Here is a 24,139-nt window from a genome sequence, read left to right on the forward strand (position 1 = left end):
TGAAGGTTGACCAAACTATAAAGCCATCACCTTTTTCCATATTTCTTTATCAACAGGTATGCCTTCCTTCGAATTTTGCTCACGTGTTCGCAAGGTACTTTCTCCGGGGTAACGTACTTTATTGCTTTCGTCTTCCAGCTTACTGGTTTTAGTGAAATCAATTATCTGCTCTATCAATTGTGCAGTTTGCTCATCTCCTGATGGTTTTATACAAATAAATACCTGCGAAACGCCAAACTCAGCTTTTCCTTCAGTAATTTTTGCTGTAGAGCGGCCTTTACTCAACACACTTGCCAGTAAATCCAGCATTAATGACAAGCCTGAGCCTTTCCACAAACCAATTGGCAGCAGGCGCCAGGTTTCTGTTATATCACCGGCATTGGTGGTAAGGTTTCCCTGCTTATCATACCCGCCCACGTAAGGCAACTCTTTACCTTCTGTCTTGTATTGTTGCAGCTTACCAAATGAGTATTGCGACACAGCCATATCCAGCACTACATGTCCCGCTTTCCTTGGCACGGCAATAATCAGCGGGTTGTTTCCTAAACGAGGCTCAACGCCACCCCACGGCGGTAAATTCGCTATGGTGTTGGTAAAACAAATACCAATACAACCGGCATTGGCAGCCTGCCAGCCGTAAGTTCCGCCGCGCATCCAATGGTTGGTGTTACTTATGGCAACGCAACCAATGCCATACTGTTCCGCCAATTCAATAGCTCTATCCATACATAAGCCAGCATTAAGCATACCCGGGCCATTATTACCGTCCCAACGCTCAAGTGCACCCATGCTATCCTCCGTCTGCGGCTCCGCATCGGGTATTACGTAACCTTGCTTCACATAATCAACAAACACCGGAAAACGGTTAAGGCCATGCGTATAAACCCCGTTTAAACTATTTTCTGCAAATATTTCGGCAATCTTCTCTGCTTTGTGAGGGGCAAAGTTGAGATTAAGAAGCACGCGTTTAAACTCAGCCTGCATGTTTTCAAATGTTACCTTCATGAAAAATTATGTTTAGTTATATGGATAACGGCAAATACTATATGTTGTTCGATAGTAAAGCGCTATAAATGGCTACTTACGGGCAATTTCCAAACCGAATACACGTTAATGCACTGTAAATAACCTGATAGTATTTTTGTACTTTTACGCCGTGCAATCATTTATAAAAAAACTTCCATTATTACTTATTCCCGGCATTATGTTGCTGGGTTTGCTTATAAATTCATGTAAAAAGGAAGATAGTGGTAGTTATATAAACACCTTGCTTACCAACGGTGTTTGGCGTCTTGCTTCGGTTCGTACAGAACTGTTCCACGCTGATACCAGTAAACGCCGCGATACTTTGAATACCAATTGCAACCTTTTGCAAACCTTTACTTTTACAAATGATGGATCTTGCAGCTATGCCAACTTTCATTGCCTGCAACAAAACGCTGCCGGAAGATGGCAGTTGCGTACAGCCAACACCACCAACCAAAGCAATAACAACAACACCAACAATAATAACCTTGCCGATTCAGTTTTCCTGAACGCCGACGTTATTTGTAAAGACACTATTAAAACTAATAAAGGAAGCTCAAGGCCATTTTTGGGTGTGCGGATAACTAATTTGGGAGAAAATTCACTCGTAATTGAACACACACGCCTCGACACTGTATACCGTACGCCAGTGGTGGTGCAAAGGCGTTTAGTTACGCGTTACGGCTTCATTCATTAAGCTTGCGTATATTTGGCCCTGTAAATTGAGGGACATGCTAGTCCGAATATTGCACAAGGAATCCTTTTAGATAATTTTAAACTATACTTCAGTGAAAACCAGAATAGCCATTTTTGCATCAGGATCAGGGTCAAATGCTCAAAAACTAATGGAGTACTTCAAAAATCACAATGATGGTGAGGTAGTACTGGTATTAACTAATAATCCGGATGCTTATGTGCTGCAAAGGGCCGATAACTTTGAAATACCTACTCATGTTTTCACACGCGAGGAATTTTTCAAAACCGATGAAGTAGTTAAGTTACTAAAAAACGTACAGGCCGATCTTATTGTACTGGCAGGTTTCCTGTGGCTAGTGCCGCAATCATTATTAAAGGCTTTTCCTAACCAAATCATCAATATACACCCATCCTTACTACCCAAATACGGCGGCAAAGGCATGTACGGTGATCATGTACATAAAGCGGTTTTAGCTAATAATGAAGCGGAATCGGGCATAACCATTCATTTTGTGAACGAGCATTTTGACGAGGGAGAAACTATACATCAGGCCAAATTTAAAATTGAACCTGACGACACTTTAGACAGCATCAAACTTAAAGGCCAGCAGTTAGAGCACCAGCACTTTCCAAAGGTTATTGAAAGCTTGTTGAAAAAAGTTAAAACCAGTACAATGTAACGCTGATTGCTCCTTACGCAATAACTCAGGGTTTGGAGCCTGTTATTTCCTGTTAAAACAATTGAAATGTTCACTTAATGAGCGTACGTAATTTCTTACTGATGTTCCTGGTAGAATTTACCCTAAAACAACTCATTATTCACTATTTACAAATCAACTAAATCACTACCTTTGCGGCTCCAAAAAACATTGTTGCATGAGCCAGTCTGTTCAAATTAAAAACGCGTTAATTTCGGTTTATTACAAGGATCATTTAGAGCCTGTTATTCATGAATTAAAACGCCTGGGGGTAAATATTTATTCAACCGGAGGTACTGAAACCTTTATTCGCAGCCTTGGCGCTGACGTAATTGCCGTTGAAGATTTAACTTCTTACCCTTCTATTTTGGGCGGACGTGTAAAAACCCTACACCCCAAAGTATTTGGTGGCATTTTGGCTCGCCGTAACTTTGAAAGCGATGAGCAACAACTGGCAGAATACCAAATTCCTGAAATAGACCTAGTTATTGTTGACCTTTATCCGTTTGAGGAAACGGTATCATCAGGTGCCGGGCACGACGACGTGATCGAGAAAATTGACATTGGTGGTATATCGCTTATCCGTGCTGCAGCTAAGAACTTTAAAGACGTAGTTATTGTAGCATCAAAAGATGACTACCAAGAACTTGAAGGCTTGCTGAAAACACAAGAAGGTACCACTACTTATGATCAGCGCCGCCGTTTTGCTTTAAAAGCATTCAACATTTCCTCAAACTACGACAGCCATATTTTCAATTACTTTAACGCGCAGGAAGAAGAGCCTGTAGCCGTATTTAAACAAAGTATTCAAACCAGTCAGGTTTTACGTTATGGCGAAAATCCGCATCAGCAAGGTACTTTTTATGGTAACCTTGATGCCATGTTTACTAAGCTGCACGGCAAAGAGCTATCATACAACAACCTTGTTGACGTTGATGCGGCCGTAGCTTTGATTGACGAGTTTAACGATCCTACTGTAGCAATACTTAAACATACTAATGCTTGCGGTATTGCAACACGCACACACATTAAAGAAGCATGGATTGATGCACTGGCCTGTGACCCTGTTTCGGCCTTTGGTGGTGTAATAATTGCCAACGATGAAATTAACGCCGAGACAGCTACCGAAATAAGCAAAATTTTCTTTGAGGTTTTAATTGCTCCAGCTTATACTAACGAAGCCATTGAAATACTAAAAGCTAAAAAGAACCGTATTATACTCATTCGCCAGCGCGTTGAACTGCCAACCAAGCAGTTCAAAACCCTGTTGAATGGTGTAATTGAGCAAGATAAAGATTTGGTAATTGAAGGGCCTGAACAAATGACAGCTGTAACTGCCAAGCAACCCACCGAACAGGAGTTGAAAGATCTGTATTTTGCAAACAAAGTAGTTAAGCACACAAAATCAAACACTATTGTTCTGGCTAAAAACAACCAGCTGGTAGCAAGCGGCGTAGGCCAAACATCACGTGTTGACGCTTTGCGCCAGGCTATTGAAAAAGCAGCCAGTTTTGGTTTTGATGTAAAAGGTTCAGCAATGGCATCTGATGCATTCTTCCCTTTCCCTGACTGTGTGGAGATTGCAGCCGATGCAGGTATCACTGCAGTATTGCAGCCGGGCGGCTCAATCAAAGATCAAGACTCGATTGACAAGGCTAATGAAAAAGGCATTGCAATGGTAACTACCGGTGTGAGACACTTTAAGCACTAATTGCCGCTCCACTACTCATGCCTTAAGGGAGTGCTGTTAAACCTGTTGCAAATGAAATTTCTACCATGCAGGTGGAGATTTTAAGAGGGTGATGAAATAAGACGGTTATTAACAACTTACAACATATTTTTATAATCTTTGCAGATTATTTGACATACGAATTCAATGGGTTTATTCAATTTTTTCACACAGGAAGTTGCTATTGATTTAGGAACTGCAAATACCCTCATTATACATAACGATAAAGTGGTGGTTGATGAGCCATCCATTGTTGCATTTGACCGCAAAACCAATAAGGTTATTGCCATTGGCCGTCAGGCTATGCAAATGGAGGGTAAAACCCACGAAAACATACGTACCGTACGCCCGCTTAAGGACGGTGTAATTGCCGATTTTGATGCGGCAGAGCACATGATACGCGGTATGATTAAAATGATAAATAAAGGCAAAGGCTGGTTCTTCCCATCATTGCGTATGGTTATCTGTATACCATCGGGCATTACCGAGGTTGAAAAACGTGCGGTGCACCAAAGCGCCGAAATTGCCGGTGCTAAAGAGGTTTACCTTATTCACGAGCCTATGGCCGCAGCCGTAGGTATTGGCATTGACGTTGAGGAACCAATGGGTAACATGATTATTGATATTGGCGGCGGTACCACCGAAATTGCGGTAATTGCGCTTTCAGGTATTGTTTGCGATCAATCTATACGTGTAGCGGGGGATAACTTTGACTCTGATATTGTTCAGTACATCCGCCGTCAGCACAACATTATGATTGGTGACCGTACTGCCGAAAAGATCAAAATCGAAGTAGGTTCGGCATTGCCTGAGCTTGCAGACCCTCCGGCAGATTTTGCCGTGCAGGGACGCGATTTGATGACCGGTGTGCCTAAGCAAATCACTGTTTCATACACCGAGATTGCCCATTGCCTTGATAAATCAATCTCTAAAATTGAAGAAGCTATTTTGAAAGCATTGGAGATCACTCCCCCTGAGCTTTCGGCCGATATTTACCAAACCGGTATTTATTTAACCGGTGGTGGTGCATTGCTACGTGGTTTAGATAAACGCGTAGCCGCTAAAACCAAACTACCGGTACACGTTGCCGAAGATCCGCTTCGCGCCGTGGTACGCGGAACCGGCACCGCCCTTAAAAATATTGGTAACTATAAGTTTTTAATGCAATAATTAAGCAATGAGTGAAGGATTGAATTAGTGAATGAGTGAGTTACAATACTCATGAAAATTATTCGCCCATTCAAATTTTAATTCAATCCTTCGCTCATTCACTAATCCACTCATTAGCCCCTCTCCATGCGTAACCTCTTGATATTTATAAGCAAGTACAACGCATTCTTCTTGTTTTTAATATTTGAGATTGGGGCGCTGGTTATTTACGTTAAGTATAACTCTTTTCAGCGGGCTACGTACATCAACACCGCCAATGACGTTACAGGAACCATGTACGCCAGGGCTAACGAGCTTAACAGCTATTTGTCGCTCAAAAACGTAAATGATAGCCTTGCACGTGAAAATGCGCGACTGAGAGGCACTCTTAAATCGGCTTATTATGCCGATACGCTGGCCAAAACTACCGTTACTGACAGCGTTTACAAACAGCAGTACACCTATACCGAAGCACAGGTAATTAATAATTCTATTAATAAGCGCAACAACTACATCACCATTCAAAAAGGCAGTAAAGACGGCATTGCCAAAGGTATGGGTGTAATAAGCAGTTCGGGTGTGGTTGGCAAAATTGTATACACATCACAGCACTTGTCACTGGTTCAATCCCTGCTTCACAAAGATACCAAGATAAGCGCCATGCTGGCCGATACTAAAGACATTGGCAGCTTTAAATGGGTAGATGATATGAACCCTAAAAAAGCCTTGTTTGTAGATGTACCTAACCACGTTAAACCACGCATTGGCCAATGGGTAGTAACGTCTACTTATTCTGAACTATACCCGGCAGGCATTCCGTTAGGGCGGGTGAGTAATTTGCATGCCAAAGGCGGTGGTTTCTTTTTAAACATGGAAGTTAATCTTGCTGTAGATTTTGGCAAGCTGCAGTACGTATATGTAGTTAATAACAAATTGGCGGCCGAACGCCAGGCACTGGAGGCACAAGGAAAACAAGATGAGTAGAGTTTTGATATATAATCTTGTACGGTTTTTGGTGCTGGTACTGGTGCAGGTCTTCCTGTTAAAAAACGTTGCGCTCTACAATTTATCGGTTCCGTACCTGTACATATTATTCATTATGTTGCTGCCGTTTGAAACTCCAAACGTGCTGCTCTTCTTTCTGTCGTTTGCACTTGGCCTTACCATTGATGCGTTCTATGACACTCCCGGCTTGCATGCTGCCGCGTGTGTATTAATGGCCTTTGTAAGAGTCTTGTTTATAAGTATAACGGTACAAAAAGAGGGTTTTGACAACGAACCTGAACCAACTTTAGGCAACATGGGCTTCAGGTGGTTTTTCACTTACTCATCATTACTTATACTATTTCATCATTTTTTCCTGTTCAACCTCGAAGTTTTCAGTTTATCTGAAATACAATATACTTTACTTCGTTTCTTATCAAGTACAGTATTTACCTTATTTTTGGTATTGATATCAAGCTTCTTATTTTACAGAAGGAAAGAACGATAAATGAACAGCTTTTTTGAGCGCCGCTACGTAATTACCGCTATTTTCATAACCCTTGCACTGGTATTGCTTGGGCGTCTTTATTATATCCAGATTATGGACGACAGGTACCTCCTATCGGCCAAAGAGAACGTTTTACGCCGCACTATAAGTTACCCTGCTCGTGGTGCTATATTTGACCGTAACGGTAAGATACTGGTACAAAACGTACCCGTTTATGATATTATGGTTACGCCCCGCGAGGTCAAACCTTTCGATACGCTTGAGTTCTGCAAATTGCTTAGCATTGATAAAGAGGGCTTTGACAAGCGGTTTCAAAAAGCTAAAAAGTTCTCACCATTCCGGCAGTCAATATTTGAAAAGCAAATACCTGTTCAACTTTACGCAAGCTTGCAGGAACGGATGTCGGATTTTCCAGGTTTTGAAGCCGTACCGCGTACTGTACGTACTTATCCTGATTCAACCGCCGCTCACTTTTTAGGCTACATCGGAGAGGTGAATGACAAGATGATTGAAAAATCGGGCAATTATTACCGCCGGGGTGATTATGTGGGTATATCGGGCGTTGAACGTGCCTTTGAAGATGTTTTACGCGGACAGCGTGGTGTAACCTATAACATGGTTGATTCACGCAACGTTTCTAAAGGTTCATTTTCCAATGGCGAATTTGACACTGTTGCGGTAACGGGCGAAAGGCTGGTATCATCACTTGACCTTCGCATTCAAAAACTGGGCGAAAAGTTAATGACCAACAAAGTTGGAAGTATTGTTGCCATCGAGCCGTCAACAGGTGAAATACTTGCTTTTGTAAGCAGCCCTACTTATGACCCTAATCTTATGACCGGCCGTGAGCGGGGAAATAACTTATCAAAAATGTATAAAGACCCGTATAATCCTATGTTTATACGGCCTATTCAGGCGCGTTATCCGCCGGGTTCGTCATTCAAACCACTTGATGCACTCATTGCCTTACAAGAAGGCATTATAACGCCGCAAACTACCTTCTTTTGCCCTCATTATTATCAGGCGGGCAATCACCCGGTAAAGTGCGAGCACTTTGATGGGGTTACTGATTTACGTAAGGCTATATCGCAATCGTGCAACACCTATTTTTGTTATGTATTTGATAAGTTGATGAATGCACGGGGTGTAAAAAACATCAGGCCCGCTTTAACAACATGGAAAGAGCAGGTTAATAAATTTGGCTTTGGTGTAAAAATGGATATCGAGTTGCCCTTCGAATCAAGGGGTAACGTACCTACACCACTGCGTTACGACAATGTATTTGGTAAGAACCGCTGGCGCTCAAGCTCCATCATATCACTAGCTATTGGCCAGGGAGAGCTGCTTGCTACACCACTGCAAATGGCCAACATTGAAGCTGTAATGGCTAACCGGGGTTTTTACTACAAACCACACCTTATTAAAGCCATTGGTGATAAAAACATAATCAAAGAAGAATATACCAAACGCAATTACGTGGGTATAGACGAAAAGTATTTTGAACCCGTGATTGACGGCATGCAGGATGTAGTTGACCGCGGTACGGCTGCTGCTGCACGTATACCAGGCATTGTGATGTGTGGCAAAACGGGTACGGTACAAAACCCGCACGGGAAAAACCACTCCGTTTTTGTAGCCTTTGCCCCACGGGATACGCCTAAAATTGCCATTGCTGTAATAGTGGAGAATGCTGGTTACGGATCGTCGTGGGCTGCACCTATAGGAAGCTACATGATTGAGAAGTATCTGCGTGATACCATTACCAAACCCAAAGCACAGGTACAATACATTGTTAATGCTAACTTGCTGCCGCCGCCGCCGGGTTGGAAGCCTCCGGTCAAAAAGCTAACCAAAAAAGACAGCGTAAAAATTGACAGTGCACGTAAAAGCAAGGCTGACACCATCCGTAAGCAACAGGAACTCAAATCGGCTGCTGAACGCAAAAAGAAAGACACTTTAAACAAAATACTGGCCTATCAGCCTAAGCGAAAAGAAGATGAATAACCAGCGCAGCTTTTTCTTTAATGTAGACTGGCTTACGATATTAATTTATCTGTGTTTGTGTACCATTGGCTGGTTCAATATTCATGCTGCAGTGTTTGATGAAATGCACCCTCAAATTATTGACCTGGATACTGAGTACGGCAAGCAGTTCATATTCATAATATCGGCTGTTGTGCTAGGCGCTGTTATTTTGCTTTTAGATTCACGATTTTTTAATGGACTTGCGCCGGTATTCTACGTGGTAACGGTGCTCTTGCTCATTGCAGTTTTGGTGGTTGGCCGAAATGTAGGTGGTAACCAAGCCTGGATTCCTTTAGGATCTTTCAGGCTGCAGCCGTCCGAGTTTGCTAAGTTCAGTACCTGTTTACTGCTTGCACGTTATTTAAGCGGAGTAAACATACGTATAACTGAACCTAAATCATTTTTTACGGCAGCGGCCATCATTGCCTTGCCCATGTTTTTGATTATGATGCAGCCTGATACCGGCTCAACACTGGTATTCTGCTCTTTCATTTTCATTTTGTATCGCGAAGGCTTATCTCCTATCTTCCTCATAGCTGCCGGGCTTGCCATCACTCTCTTTATTCTGGCCCTGTTGGTTAATGAGTGGTACATTATTGGCGCGCTTGCGGCTGTGGCTGGTGCCATACTCTTTTTCATCAGGCGTACGCCACAAACGGTTATCACCATTGTAGCTGTTTTGGCAATTTGCATCGCTTTCGTATTCGTGGTTAAGCCCTTATATACACACTTCCCATCGCATCAAAAGGCGCGTATTGATGAGTTATTAGGCATAACATCAGATAAACGTGGAATAGGCTACAACGTCAATCAATCTAAAATTGCTATAGGGTCGGGCAAATTATGGGGTAAAGGATACCTGGAGGGTACGCAAACCAAATACTCCTTTGTTCCTGCGCAAAGCACCGACTTCATTTTTTGTACCATTGGCGAAGAGTGGGGTTTTGCAGGATCGGTAGTAGTTATAGGACTATACATGTTTTTGCTTATGCGCATCATTATGATGGCCGAACGACAGCGATCTCCTTTTTCGCGCGTTTATGGCTATGGCGTAGCCTCTATCATCTTCTTCCACGTTATTATTAATATTGGCATGACAGTGGGCCTTGTGCCCGTTATAGGCATTCCCTTGCCTTTTATAAGCTACGGGGGCTCATCACTGTGGAGTTTCACAATCTTGCTATTTATACTAATTAAGCTCGACTCAAACAGGTTGGGGCATGTTTTATAATTAAGTTACTGCTAACTTAGCCACGCTTGCCGATTCTTGATAATTTGCGCAAGGCTGCTTAACTTGTAAACGCCAATTAATAAATTATGTCACAAACCGACATCCGTATAGACGATTACATCACCAAATCGGCCGAATTTGCTCAGCCAGTGCTTATCCATTTACGAACATTGGTACACCAGGCTTGCTCGCAAATACAGGAAACTATAAAGTGGAGCATGCCATTTTTTGAGTATAAAGGAACTGTTTGTAACATGGCTGCTTTTAAACAGCACTGTACATTTGGTTTTTGGAAAGGCAAGCTATTACCAGACCCGCATGGTATTCTGAACATGAAGGACGAAAACGCCATGGGTCAGTTAGGGCGCATAACCGGTCTTAGTGATTTACCTCCAGATGAAGTGCTTATACAATATATTAAAGAAGCCATAGCGCTCAACGAAAACGGCGTTAAAGTTGAGAAAGCCAAACCCGCCACTAAAGCCGACTTAGTAATTCCTGATTATTTTATTGACTTTCTCAATCAACATCCAAAGGCTGCTGCACAATTTAATCAATACGGCTATTCGCACCAAAAGGAATACGTACAATGGATTACCGAGGCCAAAACTGAGACCACACGTTTAAAACGCATGCAAACTTCCGTAGAGTGGCTAAGTGAGGGTAAGTCGAGAAACTGGAAGTATCAAAAGTAGTGAATGGTTGATTGTGTGAATAGTTGAATACTTAAAATATTTAAGGCTGTTGGACTTGTTTCGGCAGCACATATCTTAAGTATCGCAGCTTCATTCTACCTTGTCATTTCGACACAAGGGAAATTTTTTTGAAGCGAACAACTGATCTATTTGAAAAGATTTCTCTCTATCGTTCGGAATGACACTTGAGCTTTAAAAAGCCCGGCTACCTGGGGATTTAGGTGAGGCTTATTGTTCCTGATACTCCTGTTGCAACTCCAGCAAGCAATTAGCACATAAGCAGCCATCATATAATTCGCTTACATACTGTACCTCGTTTATGGTAAGCTGTACTTTGCTGCACTGGCATTTGGTGTACGAGTTAGCCTTACACTCGAAGGTGCTGCGGCAGCGTTCGCATTGTATTACCTCGTGTTTATGAAATACCTGTTTATGCATATAACGTTACAAATATAAAAAGCCCCGAAGCTAATAGCTTCAGGGCCGGGTCACAATTATAGATATACTTAAAACTTGCTTAATTATGCTGAACAGGTTACACAACCCTCTTCCATTGAGCATGACGGACCTGCCGGCACATCATTCTCTACAGTAGCTACTTGTGATGGGATAACCGGGTCCATGTTTTTACCGCCCTGGTTCTCCACGGTAAACTTAACTGCTTGTGAAGCCGCCTGAGTACGCAAATAGTACATACCTGTTTTCAAACCTTTTTTCCATGCATAGAAGTGCATTGAAGTTAGTTTTGAAGCATTAGGCGCGTTAATAAACAGGTTAAGTGACTGTGATTGGCAAATGTAAGCACCACGATCAGCAGCCATATCAATAATGTTACGCATTTTAATTTCCCATACGGTTTTGTACAGGTCTTTGATGTTTTGCGGAATCTCGGCAATATCCTGAATTGATCCGTTAGCGCTGATGATTTGATCTTTCATGCGGCTGTTCCACAAACCTAAATCAACCAAATCACGCAACAGGTGCTTGTTCACAATAACAAACTCACCGCTTAATACACGGCGGGTGTAGATGTTTGAAGTGTATGGTTCAAAACACTCGTTGTTACCCAAAATTTGAGAGGTAGATGCTGTTGGCATAGGAGCAACTAATAAAGAGTTGCGAACGCCATTTTGAACTACTTCCTTACGCAAACCTTCCCAATCCCAACGGTTGCTGGCCGGTTGTACGTTCCACAAATCAAACTGGAATTTACCTTGAGATAATGGCGAACCCTGGAAGGTTTCATAAGCGCCATCTTTTATAGCCAAATCTTTTGATGCGGTCATTGAGGCAAAGTAGATAGTTTCAAATATCTCTTTGTTCAATTGTTTAGCCTCTTCACTTTCAAAAGGCATGCGCAGGCAAATAAACGTATCAGCCAAACCTTGTACACCTAAACCAATTGGGCGGTGACGCAGGTTTGAATATTCGGCCTCTTTAACCGGGTAGTAGTTATGATCAATGATCTTGTTCAGGTTTAATGTAGCTTGGTAAGTCACCTCGTAAAGTTTCTCGTGGTCAAATTCGCCATTGATAACAAAACGTGGTAACGCTAATGAAGCCAGGTTACAAACGGCAACCTCATCAGCCGATGTGTACTCCATAATTTCGGTACACAGGTTCGAACTTTTGATGGTACCTAAATTTTGCTGGTTCGATTTACCGTTTGCAGCATCTTTATATAATAAGTAAGGTGTACCAGTTTCTACCTGGGCATCCAGTATAGCAAACCAAAGTTCTTGTGCTTTTACCTTTCTACGGGCACGGCCTTCTTTTTCGTATTTGGTGTAAAGTTCTTCAAACTCCTTACCGTGGCACTCGGCTAAGCCTGGTGCTTCATGCGGGCAGAACAGGCTCCACTCCTCGTTAGCCTCAACGCGTTGCATGAATAAGTCACATACCCAAAGGGCATAGAACAAGTCACGTGCACGCATTTCTTCTTTACCATGGTTTTTACGCAGATCAAGGAATTCAAAAATATCGGCGTGCCAAGGCTCTAAATAAATGGCAAAGGCTCCTTTACGTTTACCACCTCCCTGATCAACGTAACGGGCAGTATCATTGAACACACGCAGCATTGGAATAATACCGTTGCTGGTACCGTTGGTACCGCTGATGTATGAACCTGTTGCACGTACGTTATGGATGCTTAAACCTATACCACCGGCACTTTGCGAAATTTGGGCAGTTTGTTTCAGCGTATCGTAAATACCTTCAATACTGTCATCCTTCATGGTTAATAAAAAGCATGACGACATTTGAGGTTTAGGTGTACCGGCGTTAAACAACGTAGGAGTAGCGTGGGTAAACCAACGCTCGCTCATCAGGTTGTATGTTTTAATAGCGCTTTCCACATCATCTTTGTGGATGCCTACCGACACGCGCATAAACAAGTGCTGAGGGCGTTCGGCTATACGGCCGTCTAACTTTAACAGGTATGATTTTTCAAGAGTTTTAAAACCAAAATAATCAAAACCGAAGTCGCGGTCGTATATAATGCTACTGTCTAAAATATCAGCGTTTGCTTCAATTACAGCCCATACATCATCGGCAATCAGAGACGCATTTCTGCCGGTTTTAGGGTCTTTGTAATTGTACAGCTTACGCATGGTTTCGCTGAACGATTTGATGGTGTTTTTATGCAGGTTAGAGACCGCAATACGCGATGCCAGCTGAGCATAATCGGGATGTTTGGTAGTTAATGATGCCGCTGTTTCAGCTGCAAGGTTATCCAGCTCAGATGTGGTTACACCGTCATATAAACCTTCAATTACTTTTTTTGCTACGTCTACCGCATCAACCAAATGAGGGTTAAGGCCATAGCACAATTTCTCTATACGCGCGGTAATTTTGTCAAACTTTACCGACTCAGTTCTGCCGTCTCTTTTTATTACAAACATCTTGGAAGCTGTTAAGTGTTAATGTTTTTGTTGTAGGTATATTTTTTTAGTAGTAAGTATAAAGTACTTAGTATTTACTTTGCCGCCAAGCTAAAGTCTTGCTACTTTTTACTGAGTACTTACTACTTTTTACTAATCTTAGAAATCCTCATCGAGTGAAAATGCCTGGCTTGATGGCTGAGCATTTAATACACCGCTTTTTTGGTAATCGCCAACGCGTTTTTCGAAAAAATTGGTTTTGCCTTGCAATGAAATCATTTCCATAAAATCAAACGGATTGGTAGCATTGTAATGCTTATCGTAGCCCAGCTCAACCAGCCAGCGGTCGGCTACAAACTCAATGTATTGACTCATTAAATCGGCATTCATCCCAATCAATTTAACCGGAAGCGCATCTGTAATGAACTCTTTCTCAATTTCCACAGCATCGGTAATAATTGAGGTAGCTTCTTGTTTAGTTAGTTTGTTTTGCAACATACTGTATAACAAACAGGCAAACTCGCAGTGCATGCCCTCATCACGTGATATCAGCTCGTTGCTGAACGTTAGGCCAGGCATTAGACCACGTTTTTTAAGCCAGAATATTGAACAGAAACTTCCTGAAAAGAATATACCTTCAACTGCTGCAAATGCTACAAGGCGTTGTGCAAAGGTTCCGTTTTCAATCCATTTAAGGGCCCACTCAGCCTTTTTACCTACACAAGGCACGGTGTCAATGGCGTGGAACAAGCGGTCTTTTTCAACCGGATCTTTCACATAAGTATCAATCAGCAACGCATAAGTTTCTGAGTGAATGTTTTCCATCATGATTTGGAAACCATAAAAACAGCGTGCCTCAGGTACCTGTACCTCGCTCATAAAGTTTACGGCAAGGTTTTCATTCACTATGCCGTCACTGGCTGCAAAAAATGCCAGCACGTGCGAAATGAAATGCTTTTCACCAGAATTAAGGTTTTCCCAATGCTTAATATCGTCAGACAGGTCAATCTCTTCGGCAGTCCAAAAGCTGGCTTCATGTTTTTTATACATCTCCCAAATTGCCGGGTAGTTGATTGGCAGGATAACAAACCTGTCCTTATTTTCTCTTAATAAAACTTCGTTTTCCTGGCTCATATATCGTATCTTATTTATCTTTTTTTAACCCCAAACTTTAGCGGCCTAACCAACCACCAACCTACTGATTGGATGCTGTTTATGCTTATATCTTACGTTGGTTATGGCTTAATCAACCGCACCTATCATGGCCAGCCTTAGGGGATGTTTGGCTACCTTACCACCTCGCGGCGGTGCACTAAAAATTTGCATAACAAATGTACAGTTCAACCCTTAAAGTAGTTCACAGGAGTTATAAACAACGGCTAAAAGTTATCCACAAAAGATATTAGTAAATATATAGGTTAAAAATGCCTTGTAATTTACATATCTGTTTTTCAATGATTTACAATGACATTTAATTGTCATGCACAAATCGCGCAGCTAATAGTTTTAGCAAATTTATCATTTAATTTAGCACTTGCAAATGCTAAAGTGCTGTAAACAAAAAGCATAAAAAAAGCCTGCTTACGCAGGCTCGCATTGTTAGTAAAATAACAATTAATTGTAAACTGAATTTTATGCGGATAGCAAAAAAGTTGAACTACTTTGCTTCTTCAAGCGGTACAAACTTCATTGATACCGAATTTACACAATGGCGGGTGTTTTTTGAGGTGAAACGCTCCCCGGTAAAAACGTGACCCAGGTGTGCTCCGCAATTGTTACACAGTATTTCAACCCTCCTACCGTCTGCATCGGTTTCGCGGCGCACGGCACCTTGTATCTCATCATCAAAGCTAGGCCAGCCGCAAAACGACTCAAACTTATCTTCGCTGCGGTAAAGCGGTGCGTCGCACCTGCGACATACATACAGGCCCTGTGCCTTATTGTTGAGCAGCTCCCCTGTAAACGGACGCTCGGTGCCTTTGTACAATATAATGCGTTCTTCTTCAGGTGTTAATTCGTTGTATTTCATATAATGTAATGAGTAAACTTCGAGTGCTTATAGCTGCACCGTAGCTCAAATAAATATACTCATTTTGTGCCATATTGGTTTTACAGCAACACTTGTTTACCCACCGGTGACCAAACTTGTAACAGTTTATGATCACTATGGGTTTAAGTTTTACTTTCGGAAAATCGCAGAAAGTCTCTTCGCCTTCAGGTGTTCAGTCGAGCCAATTAAACGCCTTGAAGGCAGTTGAACGCCCGCACCGCCATAATTCAGTGCTTTACATCAATTTTGTACAATATCTGCTTGTCAATATAAAAAGTACCAAACGGAATTATGCAGGCCAGCAGTACTTTCCAGGTGGTGTTTTTAAACTGCCAGCCTTGCTCTACCCCAACGCTCAGGGTGTTAAATATAAACAGAAGAAACAGGGCACCATGCGCCGGACCGATAGCTTTAACCATGGCCGGGTTATGTGCATAGTATTTTAAAGGCACGGCAATAAAAATCAGCATCAGTAACGAAATGCCCTCTAAAAAGCCGATGATGCGCAAGCGGCCTACGTTAGTTTTAAGTAAAGACAACATATACAAAATTTAAAGTGCACGAATGTAAGGACGCTGTGCCAGCGGCGAGAAAGGCCATGGTATGGCAACAAATATGACAAGTAAGGCTATACCAAACCATATATACATAGTTTTTGCCTTTTCGGAGTCGCTGGATTTGCGTTTAGCCATGGCCGAGCCAACGGTAACCAGCACAACAGCAAGCAGCATTAGCGTAATGTGTATAACACCAAAAAATGCAGGGTCGGTAATACGGCTATTGCTGCTTAGCCCTGCAAAAAAAGCTTTAACCGTTGCGCTTTGCGAGTACAGCACAATACCAATCATCAACTGAATATGTGCTATAGTGGCCGTCCAATGCCGTAATTTGTTCAAACTTTTAGTAAACGGCTTGTTGTTGGTGTAGGCTACGTAAGCTTTACAAAAAGACCAGCCCAGGCTTCCCAAAACTAGCCAGCGCATTACAGAGTGTGTAAAAAGTAGTACTTGCATAAGTGTGAGTTATAAAACATACCATTTAGTATGTTTTTAGTGAAAAATTAAGCTAATGAATTAAGGTAGTTTTTAAGTTCTTTTAAATAAACCTGGTAAGCTTCAGTACCAAGCAGCTTACCCATATTACGTATACCGCCATAACCCGAAATTATAAAATAGGCAACCTGCTGTGCATCAGTATTTTTATTAAAAGTACCTGCTTTAATACCCTGTTCAATCACATGCTCAATGGCCTTAGTCCACTCACCGAAAAGCTTGTGCAGCGCTTTATTAAATTGCACGTTAAGAGGCGACATTTCTTCGATAAGATTAATTGCCGGGCATCCATACCGCACATCAAACATGGGCGATTGCAGCAGTCCCTTCATCATGGCATAAATTTCCGTTGCCGGATCTTCTGCTACCAATAACGGCTTAATCATGGCTTCTTGCATACCCGGGTGCATTACTTCGCTGATCATCGCCAGGCCCATTTCTTCCTTATTTTTAAAATGGTAAAAAAAGGCTCCTTTCGTTACCTGCGTGGTGGCAATAATATCGTCAATACTGGTAGCCTGAAACCCATTGCGGTAAATAAGCTCAAACGCCTTTTTTAAGATATTTAACCGGGTAACAGCTGCTTTTGACATAAAAAATACCAATTAGTATGTTTTGCAAACATAATGTCTTATGTTGAAATAAAGAAATGGTAAGCTTGATAATTACTAAGCTTACAAAAACCTGACGGTTTAGATTATTTAACCATCAGGTAAGATAATTTTTCATAATACATTGCTAATAATGTACACATTGATTATAATTGTGTAATTGACAGTTATAAACCCGCTCATTGTTCAATCATGTTGTTAAAAAATTATATCTGTGCGTTATCGCTCAGCGTTTGCAGCGCGCTTTCATTTGCTCAGGTCAATTCTTCTACAGCATTGCAGAGCTTCACCCTATCATCGGTAAAACTATTGCCAAGCCCTTTCAATCAGGCGCAGGAAACAGATATGCGGTATATGCTATCGCTTAACCCCGATAGATTACTTGCCCCGTACCTGCGTGAAGCCGGATTGAAACCTAAAGCTGAGCCATACGGTAATTGGGAGAACACAGGTTTAGACGGCCATATAGGTGGGCATTATCTATCGGCGCTGTCATTGATGTATGCATCAACAGGTAATGCCGAGGTTAAGCAAAAGCTTGATTATATGATTGCTGAACTTAAACGCTGCCAGCATACCAACGGCAATGGATACATAGGCGGCATACCCGGCGGTAAAGCCATGTGGAATGAAATTGAGCAGGGCAAAATTAATGCGTCTACCTTTGGCCTTAACGGGAAATGGGTACCGTTATACAACATTCACAAGCTTTTTGCCGGTTTATATGATGCGTATGCCGTAGCCGGAGATGCTCAGGCCAAAACCATGCTCATTAAACTTACCGACTGGTTTGACACCATTACACATAATTTAACAAATGAACAGGCGCAACAAATGATGCGCAGTGAACATGGCGGACTGAATGAGGTTTTTGCCAATGTATACAGCATTACCGGTAACCAGAAATATTTGTCGCTCGCACGCAAGTTTTCACACGAGGCTATACTCAATCCGCTGTTGCAGAATAAGGATGCGCTTACAGGCTTACATGCCAATACGCAAATACCCAAAGTAATAGGTTTTGAGCGTATTGCGCAGCTAAGCAATGACCCAAAATGGGATAACGCGGCCAACTACTTTTGGAATAACGTGGTTTATAAACGAACTATTGCCTTTGGTGGCAATAGTGTGCGCGAGCATTTCAACGCTACTGATAACTTTATGCCGATGCTTGAATCGCGCGAGGGGCCTGAAACTTGCAATTCGTACAACATGCTTAAGCTAAGCAAGGAGCTGTTTTTAAATCACCCCGAGCGTAAGTATATGGATTATTACGAACGCACCTTATACAATCACATCTTATCGTCGCAAAGGCCAGAGGGTGGTTTTGTGTACTTTACTCCTATACGCCCGGGCCATTACCGCGCTTACTCACAACCTCAGGAAGCGTTTTGGTGCTGCGTAGGCTCAGGTCTGGAAAACCATGGCAAATATGGCGAGCTTATATACGCACATAACAAAAATGACCTGTTTGTAAACTTGTTTATAGCATCAACACTCACATGGAAACAAAAAGGTTTAATTGTTACCCAGGATACCGACTTTCCCTACAATGAAAACTCCAGGCTAACAATTAAGTTAAAAAAAGCCAGTCGTTTTGCGCTTAATTTCCGCAGCCCTTCATGGGTACAAGATGGTAAAATGAGCATTTCAGTAAACGGCAAGCAACAAATAGTCAAAATTAATGCTAAAGGCTACACCTCAGTTGAGCGTACATGGAAAACGGGCGATGTTGTAACGGTTACTTTACCTATGCACACCAGTGCCGAATTTTTGCCCGATGGATCGGACTGGGTTGCGTTTTTGCATGGCCCCATAGTGCTAGCTGCCGACATGGGTAAAAACGATTTGGTAGGTGAAACGGCAGATGACAGCCGCATGGGTCATATAGCATCTGGTGCGTTGATGCCTTTAGATGAAGCACCCATGATAGTAGCAGCTAACAAAGATGTACAGAACAGCACAGAAGCAACTAATGGATTGATGAGTTATTCTGCGGCGAAATTGATTTATCAGGATAATTACAAAAACCTGAAACTGGTACCTTTCTATACTCTGCAAAACACGCGCTACATCATTTACTGGCCTTATACCAGCACTCAGAAATTGCCTGCCGTACTTGCAGCCATGAAAGAAAAAGAAGCTAAAAAACAAGCTTTAGATGCCCAAACTGTTGACCTAGTAAACACCGGCGAGCAGCAGCCCGAAAATGACCATAATTTTAAAGGCGAAAACACCGACAACGGGCTCTTTGCTGAACGCCATTATCGCAATGCTAAAGGCTGGTTTAGTTACACTCTTAAAAATTCATTGGGTACGGCTACAAAATTACGTATCACATATCACGGTCGTGAACGTAACCGCGAGTTTGATGTGCTGATAAACGACACTTTACTAAGTCATGTTAAGCTTGACGGCTCAAGCGGTGATAAGTTTATTGATGTAGATTATGCCTTGCCTACAAACATTACCAAGTCTACCACATTGGAGGTAAAGTTTATGGCCTCACAAGGCTCGGCTGTAGCAAATGTTTACGAAGTAAGGCTGTTGAAACCGTGATAAGTACGGTAGTTAATCAATCAGCTACTAGTAGCCAAACAGAATAGTTTTCCGGGTATACATTGGCGCTTCCACAGGCGCAATGCTTTTGGTTTGCGCATCTAATAAACTCTTTTACAGTAAAAGCGGTGGTGCTCGTCGCCTCATCGTGACGGTAAAGTTGAAACGCAGATGAATTGTTCGTAAAAGACCAGCATATCAAAATTCCGTCATAAAAATCTGTATCAGGGTCAACTTCGTTAATGTAGTTTAACTTCGTCTGATTTTTTTTAGAATTTATGTCATTAGTGAACGAAAACATACTATCTCTCAAAAAGCGCATTGAACCCTTACGGTTGCAGCTCATTCAGCATCCGCTATATAAAAACATACAATCCCTGCCAAACCTCACGGTGTTTATGGAACACCACATTTTTGCCGTATGGGATTTTATGTCGTTACTGAAAGCGCTACAGCAAAAACTCACCTGTACTAACGTACCTTGGATGCCGGCAGGAAACGCTAACACCCGTTACCTGATTAATGAAATTGTAACCGGCGAAGAAAGCGACGTTGATAACGAAGGAAACCGTACAAGCCATTTTGAGCTTTATTTACGCGCAATGGAGCAGGCCGGTGGTAAAATGGCTTATATAAATTCACTTTTTGATGAATTAAAGTTGCACGAAATAAACACGGCTCTTAATAATGCAGCAATACCTAATGCTGCGCGTGAATTTGTAAAACATACCTTTGAGGTTATTAACACCAACAAATCATACCTACAAGCAGCTGTATTTACATTTGGCAGGGAAGATTTAATCCCTGATATGTTTATTAGCATGGTAAAGGAGATAAGCAGCCAATTTCCGGGTAAAGTAGATTTGCTTTTATATTACCTTGAAAGACATATTGAAGTAGACGGCGATCATCACTCGCAACTTGCATATGAAATGACGGCTGAGTTGTGCGGAGAAGATACACACAAATGGCAGGAAGCTACTGAAGCCGTTGAAGAAGCTCTTAAGGCACGCATTGCATTATGGGATGGAATACTGTCCCAAATATCTGCTTAATGAAACAGGCGCTTAACTACTTAAGCGCCTGTTTTATTTTACCCGATATAATATACCGGTTGCTTCCTAAAAATCTTACCTTCTGCAGTTTATCAATACTATAAAGCGAATCGGGATAATAATCAAGCTGTTCGGTAGTTTGATACAGCAGGTTTTTTGTGTAATTATTAATCTTAATTCGTTTAACCTTCTCACCTGCACGGTAAATCACCATCCGGCGGGTTACCAGGTCATCCTCAAGTGCAGCATAAACTACCGAATCGGCTTTGTTAATAATGCTGTAACTATCTTTCCATGCAGGCTTATTAATATCCGATGCACTGAAAGGCGCGAGCTCTTGTCCCCAGTTTTTTATCTGCAGCTCTTTGGTTTGTGCAACATCATTATTATGCCTTACCGTTTTAATTACTGTTAAAGGCAACTTGTTAAGCCGTGCAGAATCAGCATTGATAAACGTTTTTAAATTGAAGTAGCGGTTGGCAACCGAACTTTCGCGCACATTTGGCCGGCACGAGGCCAGCACAACTATACACAACAAGCCGCAGCAAAGCTCAACCTTATATTTCAACAATTTATACCAACACATTACCGGTCATAGCCTCTGGTACATTCACACCCAAAATTTTCAATACAGTAGGCGCAATGTCTCCCAGCTTACCATCGTTAATCTGCTTATCATCTTTATCAATTAAAATACACGGAACCAGGTTGGTAGTGTGAGCAGTGTTTGGTGATCCATCATCGTTTATCATAAAATCAGCATTACCATGATCGGCAATAATGATAAATGAATAACCATTTTGGGTACCTGTTTCAACCAGCGTTTTAACGCAGCTGTCAACCGTTTCGGCAGCTTTAACTACGGCTTCAAACACACCGGTATGGCCTACCATATCAGTATTGGCAAAGTTAAGGCAAATAAAATCGGCCCATCCGCTTTGCAATTCAGGTAATATGGCATCGCGTATACCTTCTGCACTCATTTCGGGCTGCAAATCATAAGTAGCCACTTTTGGCGATGGAATCATTATGCGGCGCTCATTTTCAAATTCGCGCTCGCGACCGCCGGAGAAAAAGAAGGTTACGTGCGGATACTTTTCAGTTTCAGCAATACGTATTTGATTTTTTCCGGCATCTTGCAATACCTCGCCCAGGGTTTGGGTCAAATCGTCTTTAGTAAATATAACGTTAACGTTTTTAAACGTTTCGTCATAAGTGGTCATGGTTACGTAATGCAGGCTAAGTGCGTGCATGTTTTGCTCCGGAAAATCTTTCTGACACAAAGCTTGCGTTATTTCGCGGCCCCTGTCTGTACGGAAGTTAAAGCAAATTACAACGTCACCGTCCTTTATTTGTGCCACCGGCTGCCCATCGGCGTTAACCATAACAATGGGCTTAACAAACTCATCGGTTACACCATCGGCATACGAAGTTTTAACCGCTTCAACAAGGTTAGTTGCCGGGGTACCGGTTCCGTTTACCATTAAGTCATAAGCCAGTTTAACACGTTCCCATCTGTTATCTCTGTCCATGGCATAATAACGGCCTATAGCCGAAGCTATTTTTACCGGCTGATTAGCTATAGATAATTCAAAATCAGTAATAAAGCCAATACCTGAGTTAGGATCGGTATCGCGGCCATCTAAAAATGCATGTACAAATACATTTTTCAAGCCATACTCGGTAGCAGCATCACATAACCCCTTTACGTGCCTGGTGTGTGAATGCACGCCACCGTCAGACAAAAGACCTATGAAGTGAACATCCTTATTATTTTGCTGCGCATATTCAAAGGCTACCCTTACCACACTATTTTGTGATAGCTCGTGGTCATCACATGCTTTATGTATACGGCCCAACTCCTGGTAAACAACGCGTCCGGCACCCAAATTCATGTGACCAACCTCTGAATTGCCCATTTGCCCATCAGGCAAACCCACATCCATTCCCGATGTAACGAGCTTAGAGTTAGGATACTGTTGCAGCATCTCATCAAAAAAAGGCGTGTTGGCCATATAAATGGCGTTCGATTCATCCCGACGGCCGTAACCCCAGCCATCAAGTATCAGTAAGGCTACTTTTTTGTTTTCCACGTTGCAAATATAATTTTTTGTTTCAATGAGCAATCGGCTTAGGCAGTTAAGTTAGTGTGAAAATTACATGGTGGTGTTTTGCTTGTTGCAAGTAAAACCACCTCTATATCTCTTTAGGTTTGTAGCATACCAGCCACAGCTATAAAATCACCAACGTAACAATAAAATTCAAAAAACTAAATACTCACTAATTGTTTTACTTTTGAACCGACAAATATCTATTGTTTTGGACAAACAACTTATTGACGATTTTATAAACAGGGCGCTGGCCGAAGATGTTGGCGATGGCGACCATACATCCCTGGCAACCATACCCGAGGGCACACAGGGCAAAGCACGCCTGCTGGTTAAAGATACCGGCGTATTGGCCGGAGTAGAACTGGCACAGGAAATATTTCACATTGTTAATCCTGATTTAAAGGTTACAGTATTTATACAAGACGGAGCCGATATAAAACCAAAAGACGTAGTGCTTGAGGTTGAAGGCGATGTACAATGCATTTTACGCGGCGAACGCCTTGTATTAAATTGCATGCAGCGTATGAGCGGCATTGCTACCAAAACACGCCAGATAACCGATTTACTGGCCGGCACTACTACCAAGGTTTTGGATACCCGCAAAACAACACCCGGTTTCCGTTATCTTGAAAAATGGGCAGTTGCCATAGGCGGCGGTGTTAACCACCGGTTTGGGTTATATGATATGATACTTATAAAAGATAATCATGTTGATTACTCGGGCGGCATACGCGAGGCTTTATATAATACACAGGAATACCTAAAAACCGTTAATAAAAAGTTGCCTATTGAAATAGAAGTACGCAATTTGGATGAATTGGAGCAGGTACTGGCCGTAGGCGGTATTGACCGAATACTGCTTGATAATTTTAACATTCCTGACATGCGGGAGGCCGTTAACATTGTAGCCGGCAGGTATGCAACTGAAGCATCGGGAGGCATCACTGCTGATAATATACGTGATTACGCTGCCTGCGGTGTAGATTACATTTCGGTTGGTGCGTTAACACATTCGGTAAAAAGTTTAGACCTGAGTTTAAAAGCTGTTAAACAATAACAGCCCCGTGTATTTTATTTGATT

General features: G+C 42.1%; 22 protein-coding genes. 12 read left to right on the forward strand and 10 right to left on the reverse strand.

The window, feature by feature from the left end:
• Positions 1–15: 15 nt before the first annotated feature.
• Positions 16–1,005 carry a 3-dehydro-L-gulonate 2-dehydrogenase gene (gene yiaK, locus QZ407_RS16980; protein ID WP_295773299.1) on the reverse strand — a complete coding sequence of 330 codons (990 nt, stop codon included), beginning with the start codon at positions 1,003–1,005 and terminating at the stop codon, positions 16–18.
• Positions 1,006–1,156: 151 nt separating this feature from the next.
• On the opposite strand from yiaK, the gene QZ407_RS16985 reads away from it, so the two are divergent.
• The 9 genes from QZ407_RS16985 (at position 1,157) to QZ407_RS17025 (ending at position 10,741) form a co-directional block, all read left to right on the forward strand.
• On the forward strand, positions 1,157–1,723 hold the full coding sequence (locus QZ407_RS16985; RefSeq protein WP_295773301.1) for a hypothetical protein: 567 nt from the start codon (positions 1,157–1,159) through the stop codon (positions 1,721–1,723).
• A gap of 91 nt (positions 1,724–1,814) precedes the next feature.
• Positions 1,815–2,402 (forward strand): phosphoribosylglycinamide formyltransferase, encoded by a 588-nt coding sequence (purN, locus tag QZ407_RS16990; protein ID WP_295773303.1) that lies wholly within the window; start codon positions 1,815–1,817, stop codon positions 2,400–2,402.
• Positions 2,403–2,598: 196 nt separating this feature from the next.
• Positions 2,599–4,131, forward strand: coding sequence for a bifunctional phosphoribosylaminoimidazolecarboxamide formyltransferase/IMP cyclohydrolase (gene purH / locus QZ407_RS16995; RefSeq protein WP_295773305.1), 1,533 nt, complete (start codon positions 2,599–2,601; stop codon positions 4,129–4,131).
• Between the two features lie 165 nt (positions 4,132–4,296).
• Entirely contained in the window at positions 4,297–5,319 is a 1,023-nt protein-coding gene (locus tag QZ407_RS17000; protein WP_157539597.1) for a rod shape-determining protein, read from the forward strand.
• Positions 5,320–5,445: 126 nt separating this feature from the next.
• Positions 5,446–6,282, forward strand: a complete 837-nt coding sequence (gene mreC, locus QZ407_RS17005) for a rod shape-determining protein MreC (RefSeq protein WP_295773311.1) — start codon at positions 5,446–5,448, stop codon at positions 6,280–6,282.
• Positions 6,275–6,790, forward strand: coding sequence for a rod shape-determining protein MreD (gene mreD, locus QZ407_RS17010; protein WP_295773314.1), 516 nt, complete (start codon positions 6,275–6,277; stop codon positions 6,788–6,790). The genes mreC and mreD overlap by 8 nt, the downstream gene beginning before the upstream one ends.
• Positions 6,791–8,794 (forward strand): penicillin-binding protein 2, encoded by a 2,004-nt coding sequence (mrdA, locus tag QZ407_RS17015; RefSeq protein WP_295773317.1) that lies wholly within the window; start codon positions 6,791–6,793, stop codon positions 8,792–8,794. It abuts the gene before it with no gap.
• Positions 8,787–10,046 (forward strand): rod shape-determining protein RodA, encoded by a 1,260-nt coding sequence (gene rodA, locus QZ407_RS17020; RefSeq protein ID WP_295773319.1) that lies wholly within the window; start codon positions 8,787–8,789, stop codon positions 10,044–10,046. The genes mrdA and rodA overlap by 8 nt, the downstream gene beginning before the upstream one ends.
• An 86-nt stretch (positions 10,047–10,132) precedes the next feature.
• Positions 10,133–10,741, forward strand: coding sequence for a DUF1801 domain-containing protein (locus tag QZ407_RS17025; protein WP_295773322.1), 609 nt, complete (start codon positions 10,133–10,135; stop codon positions 10,739–10,741).
• A 228-nt stretch (positions 10,742–10,969) separates the two neighbouring features.
• Here the strand turns inward: QZ407_RS17025 and QZ407_RS17030 are convergent, their stop codons facing one another.
• The 7 genes from QZ407_RS17030 to QZ407_RS17060 form a co-directional block, all read right to left on the reverse strand.
• Complete coding sequence (locus tag QZ407_RS17030; protein ID WP_295773324.1) at positions 10,970–11,179, reverse strand: cysteine-rich CWC family protein; 210 nt, start codon at positions 11,177–11,179, stop codon at positions 10,970–10,972.
• A gap of 83 nt (positions 11,180–11,262) precedes the next feature.
• Entirely contained in the window at positions 11,263–13,641 is a 2,379-nt protein-coding gene (locus tag QZ407_RS17035) for a ribonucleoside-diphosphate reductase subunit alpha (protein WP_295773328.1), read from the reverse strand.
• 138 nt (positions 13,642–13,779) lie between these two features.
• Positions 13,780–14,754: a ribonucleoside-diphosphate reductase small subunit gene (locus tag QZ407_RS17040; protein WP_295773330.1), complete on the reverse strand. Its 975-nt coding sequence runs from the start codon at positions 14,752–14,754 to the stop codon at positions 13,780–13,782.
• 523 nt (positions 14,755–15,277) lie between these two features.
• Positions 15,278–15,649 carry a methionine-R-sulfoxide reductase gene (locus QZ407_RS17045; protein ID WP_295773333.1) on the reverse strand — a complete coding sequence of 124 codons (372 nt, stop codon included), beginning with the start codon at positions 15,647–15,649 and terminating at the stop codon, positions 15,278–15,280.
• A 248-nt stretch (positions 15,650–15,897) separates the two neighbouring features.
• The gene (locus tag QZ407_RS17050) at positions 15,898–16,212 is read right to left on the reverse strand and encodes a DUF3817 domain-containing protein (protein ID WP_295773335.1); all 315 of its coding nucleotides are present in this window, start codon (positions 16,210–16,212) and stop codon (positions 15,898–15,900) included.
• A 9-nt stretch (positions 16,213–16,221) separates the two neighbouring features.
• On the reverse strand, positions 16,222–16,683 hold the full coding sequence (locus QZ407_RS17055) for a hypothetical protein (RefSeq protein ID WP_295773337.1): 462 nt from the start codon (positions 16,681–16,683) through the stop codon (positions 16,222–16,224).
• Between the two features lie 47 nt (positions 16,684–16,730).
• Positions 16,731–17,315, reverse strand: coding sequence for a TetR/AcrR family transcriptional regulator (locus QZ407_RS17060; RefSeq protein WP_295773339.1), 585 nt, complete (start codon positions 17,313–17,315; stop codon positions 16,731–16,733).
• A 210-nt stretch (positions 17,316–17,525) separates the two neighbouring features.
• Here QZ407_RS17060 and QZ407_RS17065 point away from each other — a divergent pair, with 210 nt between their 5' ends.
• Complete coding sequence (locus QZ407_RS17065) at positions 17,526–19,892, forward strand: glycoside hydrolase family 127 protein (RefSeq protein ID WP_295773342.1); 2,367 nt, start codon at positions 17,526–17,528, stop codon at positions 19,890–19,892.
• A gap of 278 nt (positions 19,893–20,170) precedes the next feature.
• Positions 20,171–20,947: a DUF3050 domain-containing protein gene (locus QZ407_RS17070; RefSeq protein ID WP_295773344.1), complete on the forward strand. Its 777-nt coding sequence runs from the start codon at positions 20,171–20,173 to the stop codon at positions 20,945–20,947.
• Between the two features lie 16 nt (positions 20,948–20,963).
• Here QZ407_RS17070 and QZ407_RS17075 read toward each other — a convergent pair whose 3' ends face one another.
• Complete coding sequence (locus QZ407_RS17075; RefSeq protein ID WP_295773348.1) at positions 20,964–21,533, reverse strand: hypothetical protein; 570 nt, start codon at positions 21,531–21,533, stop codon at positions 20,964–20,966.
• Complete coding sequence (gene gpmI / locus QZ407_RS17080; protein ID WP_295773349.1) at positions 21,520–23,040, reverse strand: 2,3-bisphosphoglycerate-independent phosphoglycerate mutase; 1,521 nt, start codon at positions 23,038–23,040, stop codon at positions 21,520–21,522. The genes QZ407_RS17075 and gpmI overlap by 14 nt, the downstream gene beginning before the upstream one ends.
• Positions 23,041–23,266: 226 nt before the next feature.
• Between gpmI and nadC the strand changes: the two genes are divergently transcribed.
• Positions 23,267–24,115: a carboxylating nicotinate-nucleotide diphosphorylase gene (nadC, locus tag QZ407_RS17085; protein ID WP_295773352.1), complete on the forward strand. Its 849-nt coding sequence runs from the start codon at positions 23,267–23,269 to the stop codon at positions 24,113–24,115.
• Positions 24,116–24,139 lie beyond the last annotated feature (24 nt).

Origin of the sequence: uncultured Mucilaginibacter sp. (genome assembly GCF_913773635.1) — a bacterium.
GTDB lineage: Bacteria > Bacteroidota > Bacteroidia > Sphingobacteriales > Sphingobacteriaceae > Mucilaginibacter.